This window comes from Photobacterium sp. 270122K (assembly GCF_059941365.1).
On record NZ_JBPOEN010000004.1, the window covers coordinates 340,290 to 355,915 of the forward strand.

Genomic DNA, 15,626 nt, shown 5'->3' on the forward strand with positions numbered 1-15,626 from the left:
CAACTTATCTTCTTTACGTAAATACACCACGCTGAATACACAGTGTGAATAGATAACTCCGAAAACTCTCTACACGCCCACATCACGTTGTATCAAATCATTCGTGGTTGCATAAAAATCAACAATAAATCCAAATTTTAAAATATAACCATTAATGACGTAGAAATCCGTCAATTATGACGTTTTAATAGAATATTATTTTTTTATTGAAAATAATACCTTTACAATTATTTTAATCAAACGGATTTATATAGATGATTACTGCAACAGAAAAGTCGAAACTAATAAAAAAAACTAGAAGAGTATGAAGGTAAGCATAATTATATGTATCTTGATACAGAAGGACATGTGACTATTGGTGTTGGTCATCTAATTAAAGATATAGAAAGTGCCATGAACCTAAACTTCAAAATAGCAATAAGTAATATTCATGCAAAAAGAGATGAAGTAAAATCTGCCTTTGAATCTGTAAAAAAACAAAAGAAAGGTAACTACGCTATATATTATAAGAAATTTTAAAACCTAACAATCTCAGAACCTGACATTGATTTTCTGACAAAAAAACATATAGACACATTTGAAGGTGAATTAAAAAGATTATTCCCTAAATTCAACTCATATCCCATCGAAGTGAAATTTGCATTATTTGATATAATATTTAATGTTGGAATGACCGATCTTAACAACAAGTGGCCTAAATTCAAAAAAGCAATAAAAAACAATGAGTGGGCAGTAGCAGCAAAAGAATCAAATAGAAAGCCACCAATAAATGCAGAAAGAAATAAATATGTCAGGGATCTACTAAATAAAGCTGAAAGTAATAAATCAAAATATAAAGGCCGAATATTATGAATATTACACAAAAAAAATTAATTGCTTCGTTTTTACTCTTAGCCTCGCAAGGTTGTACTTCGTCCGTAGGCCATGACAATATTAACAACAACACTGTCACATGGAGTTCCGGATTCACTCTTTCTAATCTGTTAATATCTCCTATCACTTTAAATAGTATTAACGACATACCAAACCTTATAACGGCCAATTGGTATGGTTATTTTACTGTTAAAAACAAAAATAACGATGTAATAAAAATTGATTCGTGCCAGGACTATTTGGAAAGAAAGCCGCTTACTACTGTTAATTACTATGACATAAATCCTTTTCTCAATATTACAGTGATGTGTGAAGCTGCAAAATACCTCATTGATGCTCAACCCTCTCAGGAAACCTATTTACCCCTCTCTCCTTTAGACAAGGATTTACCTCTCGCTTTACCAAAAGAAATAGCACTGCAAACGTCAACGAATGAATATAAAAGAACCATGAGCGATGAAACATTGACGTTTTGGGGTGACATAAGACCCATCATTCGCTTTGAATCCATATCGGACAGTAAAGCCATTTATCATTTTGACGGTGGATATCAAGAAATAGAAATCGTCGGTCGTGGGGATGTCAATCATGACAAGGTTGAAGATCTTATCATTGTCATTCGTGATAGTTTGGAGGGGGGCAGTTACTTCAATCTCCGATTATTCATACTCTCATTCAATAAGAATCGTGAATGGTCTGTCATCGAAGAGCGTTAAAATACCCTATAACTATCAAATAACACCACCGTAATACACAACCATAAAAAAAACGAGGCACATGGCCTCGTTTTTATTATCAAATAAATAGCTTAATGCTTATGCCTTTGTCTCTGGCACATCAAAACCAAAGTGCAGGTACGCGCGGTGCGTAGCAATACGGCCACGCGGAGTACGCTGCAAATAGCCTTGCTGGATCAAGTACGGCTCCAACACATCTTCAATGGTATCCCTTTCTTCACCGATCGCGGCAGCAAGGTTATCAAGGCCCACAGGGCCGCCCATGAATTTATCGATAATCGCCATCAGCAATTTACGGTCCATGTAATCGAAACCGCTGCTGTCAACGTCAAGCATATCCAAGGCTTTCGCGGCAGTTTCTGGACAGATATGCCCGTCACCCACCACTTCCGCATAGTCACGCACACGGCGCAGCAAGCGGTTGGCGATACGCGGCGTACCGCGGGCGCGCATGGCCATTTCCATAGCACCGGCTTCATCCATCGATAAACCCAGGCAATTGGCACTGCGCTTCACGATGCCACTCAAGTCTTCCACCTTGTAATACTCAAGGCGTTGGGTGATACCGAAACGGTCACGCAGCGGAGACGTCAATGAACCCGCGCGGGTTGTCGCACCGATCAGCGTGAACGGCGGCAAATCAATTTTGATGGAACGGGCCGCGGGGCCTTCACCGATCATGATATCCAGCTGGTAATCTTCCATCGCGGGATACAAGACTTCTTCCACTTGCGGGCTTAAGCGGTGGATCTCATCGATGAACAATACATCGTTTTCTTCTAAGTTTGTCAGCAGCGCGGCCAAGTCACCGGCTTTTTCCAACACAGGCCCTGATGTGGTGCGAATGCTTACGCCCATTTCATTGGCCACAATGTTGGCCAGCGTGGTTTTACCCAATCCCGGCGGACCAAAGATCAACAGGTGATCCAAGGCTTCATGGCGTAGCTTAGCGGCCTTGATGAAGATTTCCATCTGGCTGCGCACATGATCTTGCCCTTTGTAATCGTCCAGCATCTTCGGGCGAATAGCACGATCAATGATGTCCTCTTCGCGGGTCGAGGGAAAATCACTGGCAATTAAGCGATCTGCTTCAATCATTTTGTTTTACCTATCACACCGACACGTTAGACCATAGAGCGCAGCGCATCACGGATGATGGCTTCACTGGTCATGTCTGGCTTGGCGATTTGCGAGACCACTTTCGCGGCTTGTTGTGGTTTGTAGCCCAAAGAAATCAAGGCACTCACCGCTTCGTCTTCGGCGCGCGCTAAGGCCGCAGTGTCTTGCACAGGGGCATTTGATGCCGCGGTATCCAGAGCAGGGGTGAACAAGTCGCCTTCTCCCCAGCCTTTCAGGCGATCTTTCATTTCGACCACCAAGCGTTCAGCGGTTTTCTTGCCCACGCCCGGGATTTTCACCAGTGTAGTGATATCGCCGTTTTCTACACTCAGCACAAACTGGCTGGCGGTCATGGCAGACAAAATGGCCAAGCCTAATTTTGGCCCGACACCGTTGGCTTTGATCACTTCACGGAACAATTCGCGTTCGCTTTTCTTGTTGAAACCGTACAGCAATTGGGCGTCTTCACGCACCACAAAGTGCGTAGAGATAATCGCTTCCTGACCAACTTCAGGCAATTCATAAAAACAGCTCATTGGCATTTGGACTTCATAGCCCACGCCACCCACCTCTAACACGATCTCTGGCGGTTGTTTCTCGATAATGATTCCACGTAGTCGGCCTATCACAGCAACATCTCTTTATTGATTGACGAAATTGGCTCTAGGATAGTCAAGTGCTGGATGTATATCCAGCTATTTTTGCTGAAAAAAAAGCAGCCCGAAGGCTGCTTTAATAAAGGGAAACACTAGCGGTAACGTCCGCGTCGTGCACCGCGTGCCTGTCCGGCCATCGCGATCAAGGTTTTATGTGTGTGCGCATGGCAAATGGCGACAGCAAGGGCATCGGCGGCATCCGCCTGCGGTTTGCCCGGTAATTTCAATACCGAGCAGACCATGTGCTGCACTTGGGCTTTATCTGCTGCACCCGTACCCACGACCGCTTGCTTAATCAAACGGGCCGCGTATTCACTGACCGGCAAGTCAGCATTCACTGCCGCCACAATGGCACTGCCACGAGCCTGACCCAGTTTAATGGCCGAACTGGCGTTTTTGCCCATGAAGACTTCTTCAATGGCAAACGCATCAGGCTGAAACTGGGTGATCACTTCTGAAACGCCCGCATAAATCTGCTTAAGGCGCCCGGGGATTGCCGCTTCTGAGGTGCGAATACAACCGCTCCCCAGATATTCAAGATGGCGGCCCACCTGTCGGATCACGCCATAACCGGTGATCCGTGAACCAGGGTCAATCCCTAAAATTATCGTCATATCAACAACACTTACAGCTGTGCGGCAACCTCATCAGAGATCTCGCCATTGTGATACACTTCTTGCACGTCATCCAAGTCTTCCAACGCGTCAATCAAACGCAATAACTTCGGTGCCGTATCCGCATCCAACTCTGCACGCGTAGAAGGCACCAATGTCACTTCTGCGTTCACCGCTTCAAAACCCGCGGCATCAAGGGCATCTTTTACCGCGCCAAACTCTGCTGGCGAAGTGTACACGTCCATCGAGCCGTCATCGTTAGTTTCAACGTCATCCGCACCGCCTTCCAGTGCTGCTTCCATCACCGCGTCTTCATCAAGACCCGGCGCGTAAGAAATCACGCCTTTTTTATCGAACAAGTAGTTCACGCTGCCATCGGTACCCAAGTTACCACCGGCTTTTGAAAACGCATGGCGCACGCCTGACACCGTACGATTACGGTTGTCGGTCATACATTCCACCATCACGGCAGTGCCTGCAGGGCCGTAACCTTCATAGATCACGGTTTCCATGTTCTCATCGCCTTCACCACCCGCACCACGGCTAACCGCACGGTTAACGGTGTCGCGTGTCATGTTGTTCGACAAGGCTTTATCAATCGCAGCGCGAAGGCGTGGGTTATTCTCTGGCTCTGCGCCGCCTTCTTTGGCTGCGACGACGATTTCACGGATCAACTTTGTGAAAATTTTTCCACGCTTGGCATCTTGCGCGGCTTTACGGTGTTTAATATTAGCGAATTTACTGTGGCCAGCCATGACATACTCCAGTTAATTAATACCCATCTGCATCATCATTCAAACATGCAATTCATCGGATAAAAAGGCACAAGGAGAAAAACAATGAAGAAGGGAGTATTCGCCTAAATCGGCAAAAAATATTTCAGAATGGAAAAACCGGCTAGCGGCCGGTACACGCTTGTACTTTTCGCTAGCCAGTCAACAAAATAAGAGGCTTATTCTGCGTTTGTTTCTTTCTTGGCAATTGCAACAGCAATTGACAATTCTTCTAGCGATGCAGGGTTAGCAAGGCTAGGTGCATTCGTCAGTAGACATGACGCCGCTGTTGTTTTCGGGAACGCAATAACATCACGGATGTTATCAGTACCACACAGTAGCATCACTAGACGGTCTAGACCGAATGCAAGGCCTGCGTGCGGTGGTGTACCGAACTTCAGTGCGTCAAGTAGGAAGCCAAACTTCGCTTTCTGCTCATCTTCTTCGATACCAAGAATGCTGAATACCGCTGACTGCATTTCTGCGTTGTGAATACGTACAGAACCGCCGCCCACTTCGTAGCCGTTGATAACCATATCGTAAGCATTTGAGTTTGCTGCTGCAGGGTTAGCCGCTAGCTCTTCTGCCGTTAGGCCCAAAGGCGACGTGAATGGGTGGTGCATCGCGTGCAGGTTGCCTTCTTCGTCTTCTTCAAACATTGGGAAGTCGATAACCCATAGCGGTTTCCATGCTGACTTATCAGTCAGATCAAGGTCAGTACCCAGCTTCAGACGCAGTGCGCCCATCGCTTCAGTCACAACACGCTTGCTGTCTGCGCCGAACAGGATGATGTCGCCAGTTTGTGCGCCAGTACGCGCAAGTAGCTGTGCAACCACGTCTTCGTTCAGGAACTTAGCCACTGGAGACTGTACGCCTTCAAAGCCTGCAGCCAGATCGTTCACCTTCATCCATGCTAGGCCTTTCGCGCCGTAGATGCTCACGAAGTTGGTGTATTCGTCGATCTGCTTACGCGACAGTGCTGCACCGCCAGGTACGCGAATCACGGCTACGCGGCCTTTTTCGTCGTTCGCTGGGCCAGAGAACACTTTGAAGTCAACATCTTTCAGGATGTCAGCAACATCAACCAACTCTAGTGGGTTACGAAGGTCTGGCTTGTCTGAACCGAAACGGCGTGCCGCTTCTTCAAATGACATGATTGGGAATGCGCCAAGGTCTACATTAAGTAGCTCTTTCCACATTTCAGTGATCATACGCTCTGTCACTTCACGTACCTGCTCAGCAGACATGAATGACGTTTCGATATCGATCTGGGTAAATTCAGGCTGACGGTCAGCACGCAGATCTTCATCACGGAAACATTTTACGATCTGGTAGTAACGGTCAAAGCCAGACATCATCAGCAACTGCTTGAACAGCTGTGGTGACTGTGGCAATGCGTAGAAGCTGCCTTTGTGTACACGGCTTGGTACCAAGTAGTCACGAGCACCTTCTGGTGTCGCTTTTGTCAGTACTGGTGTTTCGATGTCTAGAAACGCGTTGTCATCAAGGAAACGACGCACAAAGCTTGATGCTTTTGCACGTAGCTTGATGCGGTCGCTCATTTCTGGACGACGTAAATCCAAGTAACGGTACTTTAGACGCTGCTCTTCAGAGTTCTTCTGGTTGAAGTCAAGCGGCAGTACATCAGAACGGTTGATGATTTCTAGGCCTGTAGCCAGAATTTCCACTTCACCGGTTGCCATGTCTTTGTTGACTTGGCTTTCTGGACGCTCACGTACTTCACCAACCAAACGGATACAGAATTCGTTGCGCAGTTGGTTGGCAACACCGAATACCTCTGTCATATCCGGATCAACAACTACCTGAACAATACCTTCACGATCTCGCATATCGATAAAGATAAGACCGCCTAAATCGCGGCGACGATTAACCCAGCCGCATAACTCTACTGTTTGCCCTGCTAGGGACTTGTTCAGGTGACCACAATATTGGGTGCGCATATGAAATTCCCGATCTGTTTACTAACTTTCCTGAGTCCATGGGGAGCAAGCGGCCCCGAACCACGCACAGGCTGAATCCTTCCCGGCCGCATTGGTTAAATTACACACAGCAGCATGTAATAACGGGGGCCGAGAGACAAAAATAACGAACCATTATATACCCAAGTTACCGGAAGATGAATCTTACATCGTCAGGTAAACGCGGGATTAGTTTGAACACTGTAGAAAAAAGCGACGCCAGTGATCAAGCAAAATTACCCTATTGCAGGCAGAAAGCCCCAAGAAAGATTGACCGCACCCAAAACGACTCGCCACAATAGCGAATAATCGCCCCATCACTGCCATCATACAGGACGTTGTTATGCCCGAACCCGCCATCCCTTCCCCGCCGGCACTCAAGCTTGGTTTGGCCATGTGGTCACACCCGCATTGGCAACAAAGCCTGTATGGCCGAGGCTGTAAAAGCGGTGAACGGCTGGCGCGCTATGCTGAGGTGTTTCACGCCGTCGAAGGTAATACCACCTTTTATGCCACGCCCAGCCCACAGACAGTGAAAAACTGGGACGCTGCAACGCCGGATGCCTTCCGGTTTACCTTCAAATTGCCGCAAACCATCACCCACCAGCAGCAACTACAACATTGTGATCAACTGTTGGCGGATTTTTTCTCGACGCTGTCGCCGCTGGCGCACAAAATTGGCTTGTGGAAGATTCAGTTACCGGCGCAATTTGGGCCCGCCGATTTACCGGCATTGGCCCGTGTGCTCGCCCGCTTTCCCCGCCAATACCCGATCGGCGTGGAAGTCCGCCATCCTGCGTTTTTTGCCAAAGGCGAAGACGAGCAGCAACTGAATCGCTTATTGATCCAACACGGGGCGAATCGCATCATCATGGACAGTCGCCCTGTGTTTGCTGCGCCCCCGACGACCCCTGCGGTTATTGAGGCGCACCAGAATAAACCGCATGTGCCAGTGCATGCCATTGCGACAGCGAACCAGCCGATGATCCGCTTTATCGGTCATCCCGATGACGCCAGCAATGATGCGTTCTTCACCAACTGGCTCGCCCGCCTGCCATTATGGCTACGCGCAGGTAAACAGCCCTACCTGTTTGTGCACACGCCAGACAACAATGCGGCCCCTGAATTGGCCATCCGGTTATACCAACACCTGCAACGCCATGCGCCAGATTTAGCCCTGCCCACGGTGGAATTACCGAAACCGCCCGACAGTGCGCAATTTTCCTTGCTGTAGCCTGACAGGAGGCTGAGTGAAAACAAAATCGTTAAAGACAAATGATCGCATTTTCACTACAATACGCGACCTTTCAGCGGTGATGGATCACCCGGTATGTCAGCACGGCGAACAACGCTGCAAAGTGCGCATACTTCTATAATTGGGATCCCAGTTCTTTCTACATTGACGAGGTTCGTGAGAATGGCAGGTCACGACAATATTTTTGCAGCACCTATCGAAAAGATGGGTGATTTCACCTTTGATGCGCGTGTGGCCGAAGTGTTCCCGGACATGATCCAACGTTCCGTACCGGGTTACAGCAACATTATTTCTGCGATTGGCATGTTGGCCGAGCGCTTTGCCAAACCGCACTCCAATGTCTACGACCTCGGTTGCTCTTTAGGGGCTGCCACGCTCTCAATGCGTCGCCATATTCAGCAAGAAGGTTGTGAGATCATTGCGGTCGACAACTCCAGCGCGATGGTGGAACGCTGCCGTTTGCACATTAATGCGTACCGCTCTGACACCCCGGTTCAAGTGATTGAAGCCGATATCCGTGATATCGACATTACTGACGCCTCCGTGGTGGTGCTGAACTTCACCTTGCAGTTTCTAGTGCCTGAAGATCGCTACAAACTGTTGGAAAAAATCTATGCAGGCCTGCGCCCAGGCGGCATTTTGATCCTGTCTGAAAAATACATTTTCGACGATGAACGTGCACACGATCTGTTGATTGATCTGCACCACGATTTCAAGCGCGCCAATGGCTACAGTGAATTAGAGATCAGCCAGAAACGCAGCGCGATCGAAAATGTCATGCGCCCTGATAGCATCGACACCCACAAAGCACGCTTTGCATCCATTGGCTTTAGCAGCTCTGAAGTCTGGTTCCAATGCTTCAATTTTGGCTCGATGTTTGCGATTAAATAAGGTTACCCGTTTTTATGTTTAGTTTTTCTGAGTTTTACCAACTCATTGCCCAGCACGACACACTACGTCCGTGGCTGAACACCCTGCCGCAACAATTGAGCGACTGGGAAGCAGAAGCCCACGGCGACATGGCCCGTTGGATGCGTGCACTGAATAAGTTCCCGACAGACAAGCCCGATACGATTGATATCAAAAACGCGGTGAGTGTGTGTAACGACACACCGATTGCCGAAGGCGAACAAAAGCGCCTAGAAAGCTTACTGCGCCTGCTACACCCATGGCGTAAAGGCCCGTACACCATGCACGACATCCACATCGATACCGAGTGGCGTTCTGACTGGAAATGGGACCGCGTACTGCCGCATATCACACCGTTAAAAGGCCGCTCAGTACTGGATGTCGGTTGCGGTAACGGCTACCACATGTGGCGTATGCTGGGTGAAGGCGCAAAGCTGACCGTGGGTATCGACCCGTCGAATCTGTTCTTAATCCAGTTTGAAGCGATCAAGCGTTTGATGGGCGGCGATGACCGCGCGTACTTGCTGCCGCTGGGCATTGAACAACTGCCAGAGCTAAAAGCCTTTGATACCGTCTTCAGCATGGGCGTGCTGTACCACCGCCGCTCACCGCTGGATCACATCATTCAATTGAAGAACCAGTTGCGCAAAGACGGCGAGATGATTTTGGAAACCTTGGTGATCGACGGCGATGAAAATGCGGTTTTGGTTCCCACGCACCGCTACGCACAAATGCACAACGTGTATTTCTTCCCGTCAGCCAAAGCGCTGAAAGTGTGGATGGAAAAATGCGGCCTTGTGGACGTGCGCATTGTGGATGAGTGTGTCACCACCACCGATGAACAACGGTCGACCAACTGGATGACCAACAACTCGTTGCCTGAGTACCTTGACCCAGCGGACCCATCGAAAACCATCGAAGGTTACCCTGCGCCAAGACGTGCCATTCTGGTTGCACGAAATCCTGACTAAGTACTGACAAGGGATGCTGTTCGCATCCCTTTTTGTACGTTAAAATATTGCCGCTTAAAGAAAAAATGTACTTCGGGAGAGACAATGCTTCACCGCTGTGTACCACTACTGACTCTGGCTATTCTATCTGGCTGTACGATGACCCCTCAGCAAGAACACGACAAAACCATGCTGGCGATTAACACCATGGAAGATCGGGTCAATTTCCAACTAGCCACTATGATTAAACAAATCGATGATCAACAGTCGTCGATTGGCAACCTCGAAAAAGAACTCTCAACGGTGTCTAAGCAGTTAGTGCAAGCGAACGCTGCCATGCGTTTGGCACAAACCGCCACACCGCAAACCAAAGCCCAGCCGATTCCAGAAAAAATGGATGCCGACCCACGCGTCGCACACGGCAAAGTCATTTTGGGTGAAGAAGAATGGGTATGGCTTGATACCGTACAGGCCTTTTTCAAGGCGCGCGTTGATACCGGTGCGACCACTTCATCACTGAGCGCTACGGATATCCAAATTTTTGAACGTGATGGCAGAGAATGGGCCCGTTTTCACCTTAACCACACCAATGATGAAGTGCCTGCTGATGCCGGTGTGATTGAAGCCCCCGTTGTGCGCTGGGTGAAAATTCGTCAAGCCAGCACCGAAGAGCCGGTACGTCGTCCTGTGATCGAAATCTGGGTGAAACTCGGTCAATTGCATGAGAAAACACAATTTACCTTGGCAGATCGCACACAAATGACCTATCCAGTATTATTAGGCCGTGAATTTTTTAAAGACATCGCCTTGGTTGATGTGGGTAAAAAGTTTGTTCAAGGCATGGATGAACAACAGGCACGACAAGTCAAACAAAACTAATAACAAAATAATGATGAGGATGTCATGACATCAAGAATCCCGTTCTACTTTCTTATTACGCTGCTGGTGATTGTCGGGGCGGCCCTTAGCCTGTACCGTCATGATGTTTACGGCGTGCCTTGGACACCCGGTGAAGAACGTGCTCTTTGGGAACTCGAAGCCCGCATTGAATTTGATGCCATTGGCGATCCGGTCAAGGTATCCATGGCTGCGCCTGAAACACAGCAAGGGTTTACCCAAATTGATGAAAGTACCTCCTCGCCTGGCTACGGTGTCGCACTGATTGACACCAGCAAAGGCCGCCGTGCCGAGTGGTCTATCCGCGAAGCCACCGGTAAGCAAATCCTGTATTACAAAACCCAAATGCTGGTCGATAACCAAGCCTCTTACACCCCTGTGCCCCCCAAAGGCGACACGGTGGCTGTCAGCTTGGATAACCCACAGCAAACCGCCGCTAAAGCACTGCTTGATCAAGCCCGTAGTCTCTCTTCTGACAACACCACCTTGACCCGTGAGCTGATCAAACAATTTAATGATCACAATAATCAGAATGCAGCGCTTCTGCTCAATAGCCTCAGCCGTGAACAAGCGATCATTAACCTGTTATCGCTAGAAAAAATCCATGCCCGTATTGTCGGTGGCTTGCTGCTGGAAGACGGACGCCGTCGTCAAAGCATCACCCCGATGGTGGAAGTGTGGGACGGTGGCCATTGGGAACTGTTTGATCTGCAAACCGGTCAGGAAGGTCAACCCGACAATGTGCTGATCTGGAACCAGCAAGGTCACTCACTGCTCGACGTGGTCGGCGGCCGTAATTCCAACATCAGCTTCTCGATCATTGCGCAAGATATTACGCCACAACAAGCAACCCGCGAGAAAGTCCAAGCAGAAGATCTGCTGAACTTCTCCATCCACAGCTTGCCGGTGGAAGAACAAGCCATGTTCAAGACCATCATGCTCGTGCCGATTGGCGCGCTGATTGTGGTGTTCCTGCGTATTATTATCGGCCTGAAAACCTCCGGTACCTTCATGCCCGTGCTGATCGCGGTGGCCTTCGTGCAGACCCAATTGGTGACCGGTGTGCTCGGCTTCCTGCTGATTGTCGGTACCGGTTTGATCATTCGAAGTTACTTGTCGAAACTGAACTTGCTGCTGGTCGCGCGAATATCCGCGGTGATCATCACGGTGATCATGATCATCTCCGTCTTCACCGTGGTGGCGTTTAAGATTGGCTTGGTGGAAGGCTTAAGCATCACCTTCTTCCCAATGATCATCTTGTCATGGACCATTGAGCGTATGTCTATCCTGTGGGAAGAAGAAGGCGCGAAAGAAGTCTTGATCCAAGGGGGTGGCTCGCTCTTAACGGCGATCATTGTTTATCTGGCGATGACCAACCCACTGGTTCGTCACCTGACGTTCAACTTCATCGGCATACAGCTCATTATCTTGGCTGTGATTCTAATGCTGGGTAACTACACCGGTTACCGCTTGAGTGAACTGCGCCGCTTCAAGCCGCTAACGGAGGATTGATATGTTGTCATTCCTGTCCAAGTTCACCTCCCCCATGAAGCTGCACCAACGTGGCATCATGGGCATGAACAAGCGTAACCACAGCTACATTGGCCGCTACAACAGCCGCCATTTGTTTCCCTTGGTTGATGACAAGCTCAAAACTAAACTGCTCGCCCAACAAGCCGGGGCAACCGTTCCTGACTTGATTGGCGTTATCGGCAGCCAAGTGGATGTGAAAACCATCCATGACATGGTGAAAAAATGGCCGGGCTTTGTGATCAAGCCCGCGCAGGGTTCCGGCGGTAAAGGCATTTTGGTGATCATCCGCCACAAAGACGGCGTTTACGTGAAGCCGTCAGGCGCCGAGATCAACAAACAAGATGTGGAACGTCACATTACCAATACCTTGGCGGGCTTGTTCTCGCTGGGGGGCAAAAATGACGTAGCCATGGTCGAGAACCTGATCCAGTTTGACGATGTGTTCGATGGCTTCAGTTACGAAGGTGTGCCGGATGTGCGCGTGATTGTCTTCAAGGGCTACCCGGTGATGGCGATGATGCGTTGCTCTACGGCGGCATCTGACGGCAAGGCCAACTTGCACCAAGGGGCGGTCGGGGTCGGTATTGATATCGCCACCGGCAAAGCCATTCGTGCGGTACAGTTTAACCAACCGATTGAACGTCACCCGGATACGGATCGCTTGCTCAGTGAGTTATCCGTGCCGAACTGGCACAAACTGCTGACGCTGGCATCCAGCGCTTGGGAAATGACCGGACTGGGCTACATGGGTACTGACATGGTACTCGACAAGTCCAAAGGCCCGATGGTACTGGAATTGAACGCCCGTCCGGGTTTAGCCATTCAAATTGCCAACGGGTGTGGCCTGTTACCGCGCCTCCAGCATATTGAACACCTCGGCGTGCCGGCTAAACCGCCAACACCGGAAGAGCGCGTGGCGTATGCGGCCGATCAATTTGGCAGCAAGTCACAGTTCTAAGTCCCCCTATCGGTTTTATGACCGTCTTCATGGCTACTTTCAAGCCCCGACCTTTGGTTGGGGCTTTTTCTTATCTGCTCGCCCACCATTACATCGCCGCCGCTTCGGCAGCGCTTTCACATAGCGTCACGCCAGAGAACCGCATAATATAGGTGAGTATCTCTTAGAGGGTCTCTACCCTGCTCACTTTTTTCGTTCAAGGATCCGATCATGTCTCTTCCTCCAAGCTTTGCACAGCCGGTTGATCGCACCAACAGTAACAGCATTAAATGGAATAAATACAAAGACCAAGACATTCTGCCTATGTGGATTGCCGATAGTGACTTTACGGTACCCAGCGCGATTACCGATGCTCTGCATAACCATATTGACCATGGGATCTTTGGCTATGGCTGCGCACCAGTACACCTAACCAATCTGCTAGTTGAGCGCATGGCCCATCGCTACCAATGGCACATTGAGCCAGAATGGATTGTGTATTTACCGGGCTTGGTATGCGGCATTAACCTGAGTGTGCGTGCGACAACCGAGGCTACCGCAGGCGTGTTGTGCCCAACACCGATTTATCCGCCGTTTAAACAAGCGGTAAAATTGGGCGAACGCACCTATCAGCCCCTGCCGATTGAACTGGATAACCAACGCTGGTTGCTGTCGCTGGACGATAATGCCGTGACAGCAGACAGCCAGTTGCTGCTGTTCTGTAACCCACTGAATCCGGGTGGCACAGTCTACCGCCGCCATGAATTGGAAGCCGTGTGTCACTTTGCGGAAAAACATGACTTGGTGGTGTGCTCGGATGAAATCCACAGTGATTTGATCTTGGATCCTCAGTGTCAGCATATTCCATTTGCCAGCATCAGCGAACAAGCCGCGCAACGCTCAATCACGCTGATCGCCCCAAGTAAAACCTTCAACATTGCCGGTTTGGGGGCGTCGATGGCGATTATTCCTAACCCGACCCTGCGTCGCGCATTCATTAAAGCGAAAGCAGGCATTGTGTCGGATGTGAACGTCTTGGCCTATACTGCCGCCGAAGCCGCTTATGAGCACGGACAAAGCTGGTTAGATGAACAATTGGTACTGCTTCGCCAACATAAACAAAAATTAGAAGAAACCATCAACGCCTTGCCTTATTTGACCTTACACCCGATTGAAGGCACGTACCTGGCGTGGATTGATGCGAGCGCGCTGCCTGTAACTTCTCCATTCAAATTCTTTGAAGAAGCGGGTGTCGGCCTGTCTCCTGGGGCTGATTTTGGTAATCCGCAATTTGTGCGCCTTAATTTCGCGTGTCACACCGACGTGCTGGATGAAGCACTGCGCCGTATTACGCATGCGGTAAGCACATTGGCCCAGCAGCAGGCACAAGCGTAAGCACGAAAAAAATGATGGCTTTGCGCTAAAGAAATGTTTGTTCGAACCGATACGCTTTATACGAAGGCAAAAGGCCATTCGCAAAGCAACGAGATGAACGGGCAAACATGCAGATCCATACCTTAGACAAAGCGCAGCTGATACACGAAGTTCAGCTCGGCAGCCACCTCAGCCATGCGGTTGAAGGCGGACGTCGTGCTGACTTTGCGTTAATGCTTGCCATGCTGTCACCGGATCTGCTGGAAACGACCCCGCTCGATACCCCGCCAGCACAGGGGAAAACCGAAAGTGAATTACGTGCATACTTCGAACTGCCACCGGCCGCGCCGTTATCAAGCACAGAACAGTGCTATGAGCACAGTGCACGACAAGCTCAAGCCTTCCATGACAGTGGCCTGTCTGATGTACGCTTACTGAGCGGCTTGCAGCCAACTGCACTCTCATACCCGCCACAAGGCACGAAAGGTATGCCGGAAGAGCTGTACCACAACCTTTCAGGCCATGAACGTCGCTTGCTGCCACCCACCGAAACCACCCGTGTCCCCGCTTCACCACAAGATCTTTACTTGTCATTGCTGCAGGCCAAGCGTTTCTCTGAAATGTACATCGCCTGATATTGCACGTTCCCCCCGTACAACACCCTCCGCGTTCTAGGCTTTCATCTATAGCCTCACTACAGCCTCTCAATCCATCTATACGCCAAAGAAATACACATACGCTTTAGGGGTATTTTTTATTTCGTGACCGCCTTCATAGCTTTGTCATCACGATCCCGCACGATGATCACAGTTCGCTAACATTTTATAGCGGGCCTTCAGGGAATGGGGGCTTTTTCACAGTTATTCGCGCCACAACCCCGTAGTGTCAGATGAAACAGTAGAAAAAGGGGGCCGTTATGGCGATTTTCAGGAGAAAACACCACCGTATGAAGACAGGTATAACACACCGCCTGACACATACCGATTTTCCCCATCACCTCCCTTATGCACGGTACCTGGG

General features: G+C 49.5%; 16 protein-coding genes. 11 read left to right on the plus strand and 5 right to left on the minus strand.

Features of this window, described 5'->3' with window-relative positions:
- Positions 1 to 324: 324 nt before the first annotated feature.
- The 3 genes from ACSF8W_RS09955 to ACSF8W_RS09965 all read left to right on the plus strand — a co-directional run bounded on the left by ACSF8W_RS09955 (position 325) and on the right by ACSF8W_RS09965 (position 1,589).
- A complete protein-coding gene (locus ACSF8W_RS09955; protein ID WP_500847175.1) occupies positions 325 to 519 on the plus strand; it encodes a hypothetical protein in 195 nt (64 codons plus the stop codon).
- A gap of 111 nt (positions 520 to 630) precedes the next feature.
- Positions 631 to 852: a hypothetical protein gene (locus tag ACSF8W_RS09960; RefSeq protein WP_500847177.1), complete on the plus strand. Its 222-nt coding sequence runs from the start codon at positions 631 to 633 to the stop codon at positions 850 to 852.
- On the plus strand, positions 849 to 1,589 hold the full coding sequence (locus ACSF8W_RS09965; RefSeq protein ID WP_500847178.1) for a hypothetical protein: 741 nt from the start codon (positions 849 to 851) through the stop codon (positions 1,587 to 1,589). The genes ACSF8W_RS09960 and ACSF8W_RS09965 overlap by 4 nt, the downstream gene beginning before the upstream one ends.
- 99 nt (positions 1,590 to 1,688) lie before the next feature.
- Here ACSF8W_RS09965 and ruvB read toward each other — a convergent pair whose 3' ends face one another.
- The 5 genes from ruvB to aspS all read right to left on the minus strand — a co-directional run bounded on the left by ruvB (position 1,689) and on the right by aspS (position 6,733).
- The gene (gene ruvB, locus ACSF8W_RS09970) at positions 1,689 to 2,708 is read right to left on the minus strand and encodes a Holliday junction branch migration DNA helicase RuvB (protein WP_500847180.1); all 1,020 of its coding nucleotides are present in this window, start codon (positions 2,706 to 2,708) and stop codon (positions 1,689 to 1,691) included.
- Between the two features lie 26 nt (positions 2,709 to 2,734).
- Positions 2,735 to 3,358 (minus strand): Holliday junction branch migration protein RuvA, encoded by a 624-nt coding sequence (ruvA, locus tag ACSF8W_RS09975; protein ID WP_500847182.1) that lies wholly within the window; start codon positions 3,356 to 3,358, stop codon positions 2,735 to 2,737.
- A 119-nt stretch (positions 3,359 to 3,477) separates the two neighbouring features.
- Complete coding sequence (ruvC, locus tag ACSF8W_RS09980) at positions 3,478 to 3,999, minus strand: crossover junction endodeoxyribonuclease RuvC (protein WP_500847184.1); 522 nt, start codon at positions 3,997 to 3,999, stop codon at positions 3,478 to 3,480.
- A gap of 11 nt (positions 4,000 to 4,010) precedes the next feature.
- Positions 4,011 to 4,754, minus strand: coding sequence for a YebC/PmpR family DNA-binding transcriptional regulator (locus ACSF8W_RS09985; protein ID WP_500847185.1), 744 nt, complete (start codon positions 4,752 to 4,754; stop codon positions 4,011 to 4,013).
- Between the two features lie 197 nt (positions 4,755 to 4,951).
- Positions 4,952 to 6,733 (minus strand): aspartate--tRNA ligase, encoded by a 1,782-nt coding sequence (aspS, locus tag ACSF8W_RS09990; protein WP_500847186.1) that lies wholly within the window; start codon positions 6,731 to 6,733, stop codon positions 4,952 to 4,954.
- A gap of 361 nt (positions 6,734 to 7,094) precedes the next feature.
- Here aspS and ACSF8W_RS09995 point away from each other — a divergent pair, with 361 nt between their 5' ends.
- From ACSF8W_RS09995 to ACSF8W_RS10030, 8 genes are all read left to right on the plus strand, one after another.
- On the plus strand, positions 7,095 to 7,985 hold the full coding sequence (locus ACSF8W_RS09995) for a DUF72 domain-containing protein (RefSeq protein ID WP_500847187.1): 891 nt from the start codon (positions 7,095 to 7,097) through the stop codon (positions 7,983 to 7,985).
- Positions 7,986 to 8,168: 183 nt separating this feature from the next.
- Positions 8,169 to 8,897, plus strand: coding sequence for a carboxy-S-adenosyl-L-methionine synthase CmoA (gene cmoA / locus ACSF8W_RS10000; protein ID WP_500847188.1), 729 nt, complete (start codon positions 8,169 to 8,171; stop codon positions 8,895 to 8,897).
- A gap of 14 nt (positions 8,898 to 8,911) precedes the next feature.
- Entirely contained in the window at positions 8,912 to 9,886 is a 975-nt protein-coding gene (gene cmoB, locus ACSF8W_RS10005) for a tRNA 5-methoxyuridine(34)/uridine 5-oxyacetic acid(34) synthase CmoB (RefSeq protein ID WP_428477294.1), read from the plus strand.
- Positions 9,887 to 9,970: 84 nt separating this feature from the next.
- Positions 9,971 to 10,744, plus strand: a complete 774-nt coding sequence (locus ACSF8W_RS10010; RefSeq protein WP_500847189.1) for an ATP-dependent zinc protease family protein — start codon at positions 9,971 to 9,973, stop codon at positions 10,742 to 10,744.
- A gap of 24 nt (positions 10,745 to 10,768) precedes the next feature.
- A complete protein-coding gene (locus ACSF8W_RS10015) occupies positions 10,769 to 12,274 on the plus strand; it encodes an inactive transglutaminase family protein (protein ID WP_500847190.1) in 1,506 nt (501 codons plus the stop codon).
- 1 nt (position 12,275) lies between these two features.
- A complete protein-coding gene (locus ACSF8W_RS10020) occupies positions 12,276 to 13,253 on the plus strand; it encodes an alpha-L-glutamate ligase-like protein (protein WP_500847191.1) in 978 nt (325 codons plus the stop codon).
- Positions 13,254 to 13,463: 210 nt separating this feature from the next.
- Positions 13,464 to 14,627, plus strand: a complete 1,164-nt coding sequence (locus ACSF8W_RS10025; protein ID WP_500847192.1) for a MalY/PatB family protein — start codon at positions 13,464 to 13,466, stop codon at positions 14,625 to 14,627.
- A 107-nt stretch (positions 14,628 to 14,734) separates the two neighbouring features.
- On the plus strand, positions 14,735 to 15,241 hold the full coding sequence (locus tag ACSF8W_RS10030) for a VC2046/SO_2500 family protein (protein ID WP_500847193.1): 507 nt from the start codon (positions 14,735 to 14,737) through the stop codon (positions 15,239 to 15,241).
- Positions 15,242 to 15,626: the final 385 nt, after the last annotated feature.

Coding starts and splice junctions, on each gene's coding strand:
- ACSF8W_RS09955 (WP_500847175.1), top strand. CDS start 325: ATGTATCTTGATACAGAAGGACATGTGACTATTGGTGTTGGTCATCTA.
- ACSF8W_RS09965 (WP_500847178.1), top strand. CDS start 849: ATGAATATTACACAAAAAAAATTAATTGCTTCGTTTTTACTCTTAGCC.
- ruvB (WP_500847180.1), bottom strand. CDS start 2,708: ATGATTGAAGCAGATCGCTTAATTGCCAGTGATTTTCCCTCGACCCGC.
- ruvC (WP_500847184.1), bottom strand. CDS start 3,999: ATGACGATAATTTTAGGGATTGACCCTGGTTCACGGATCACCGGTTAT.
- ACSF8W_RS09985 (WP_500847185.1), bottom strand. CDS start 4,754: ATGGCTGGCCACAGTAAATTCGCTAATATTAAACACCGTAAAGCCGCG.
- aspS (WP_500847186.1), bottom strand. CDS start 6,733: ATGCGCACCCAATATTGTGGTCACCTGAACAAGTCCCTAGCAGGGCAA.
- ACSF8W_RS09995 (WP_500847187.1), top strand. CDS start 7,095: ATGCCCGAACCCGCCATCCCTTCCCCGCCGGCACTCAAGCTTGGTTTG.
- cmoA (WP_500847188.1), top strand. CDS start 8,169: ATGGCAGGTCACGACAATATTTTTGCAGCACCTATCGAAAAGATGGGT.
- cmoB (WP_428477294.1), top strand. CDS start 8,912: ATGTTTAGTTTTTCTGAGTTTTACCAACTCATTGCCCAGCACGACACA.
- ACSF8W_RS10010 (WP_500847189.1), top strand. CDS start 9,971: ATGCTTCACCGCTGTGTACCACTACTGACTCTGGCTATTCTATCTGGC.
- ACSF8W_RS10015 (WP_500847190.1), top strand. CDS start 10,769: ATGACATCAAGAATCCCGTTCTACTTTCTTATTACGCTGCTGGTGATT.
- ACSF8W_RS10020 (WP_500847191.1), top strand. CDS start 12,276: ATGTTGTCATTCCTGTCCAAGTTCACCTCCCCCATGAAGCTGCACCAA.
- ACSF8W_RS10025 (WP_500847192.1), top strand. CDS start 13,464: ATGTCTCTTCCTCCAAGCTTTGCACAGCCGGTTGATCGCACCAACAGT.
- ACSF8W_RS10030 (WP_500847193.1), top strand. CDS start 14,735: ATGCAGATCCATACCTTAGACAAAGCGCAGCTGATACACGAAGTTCAG.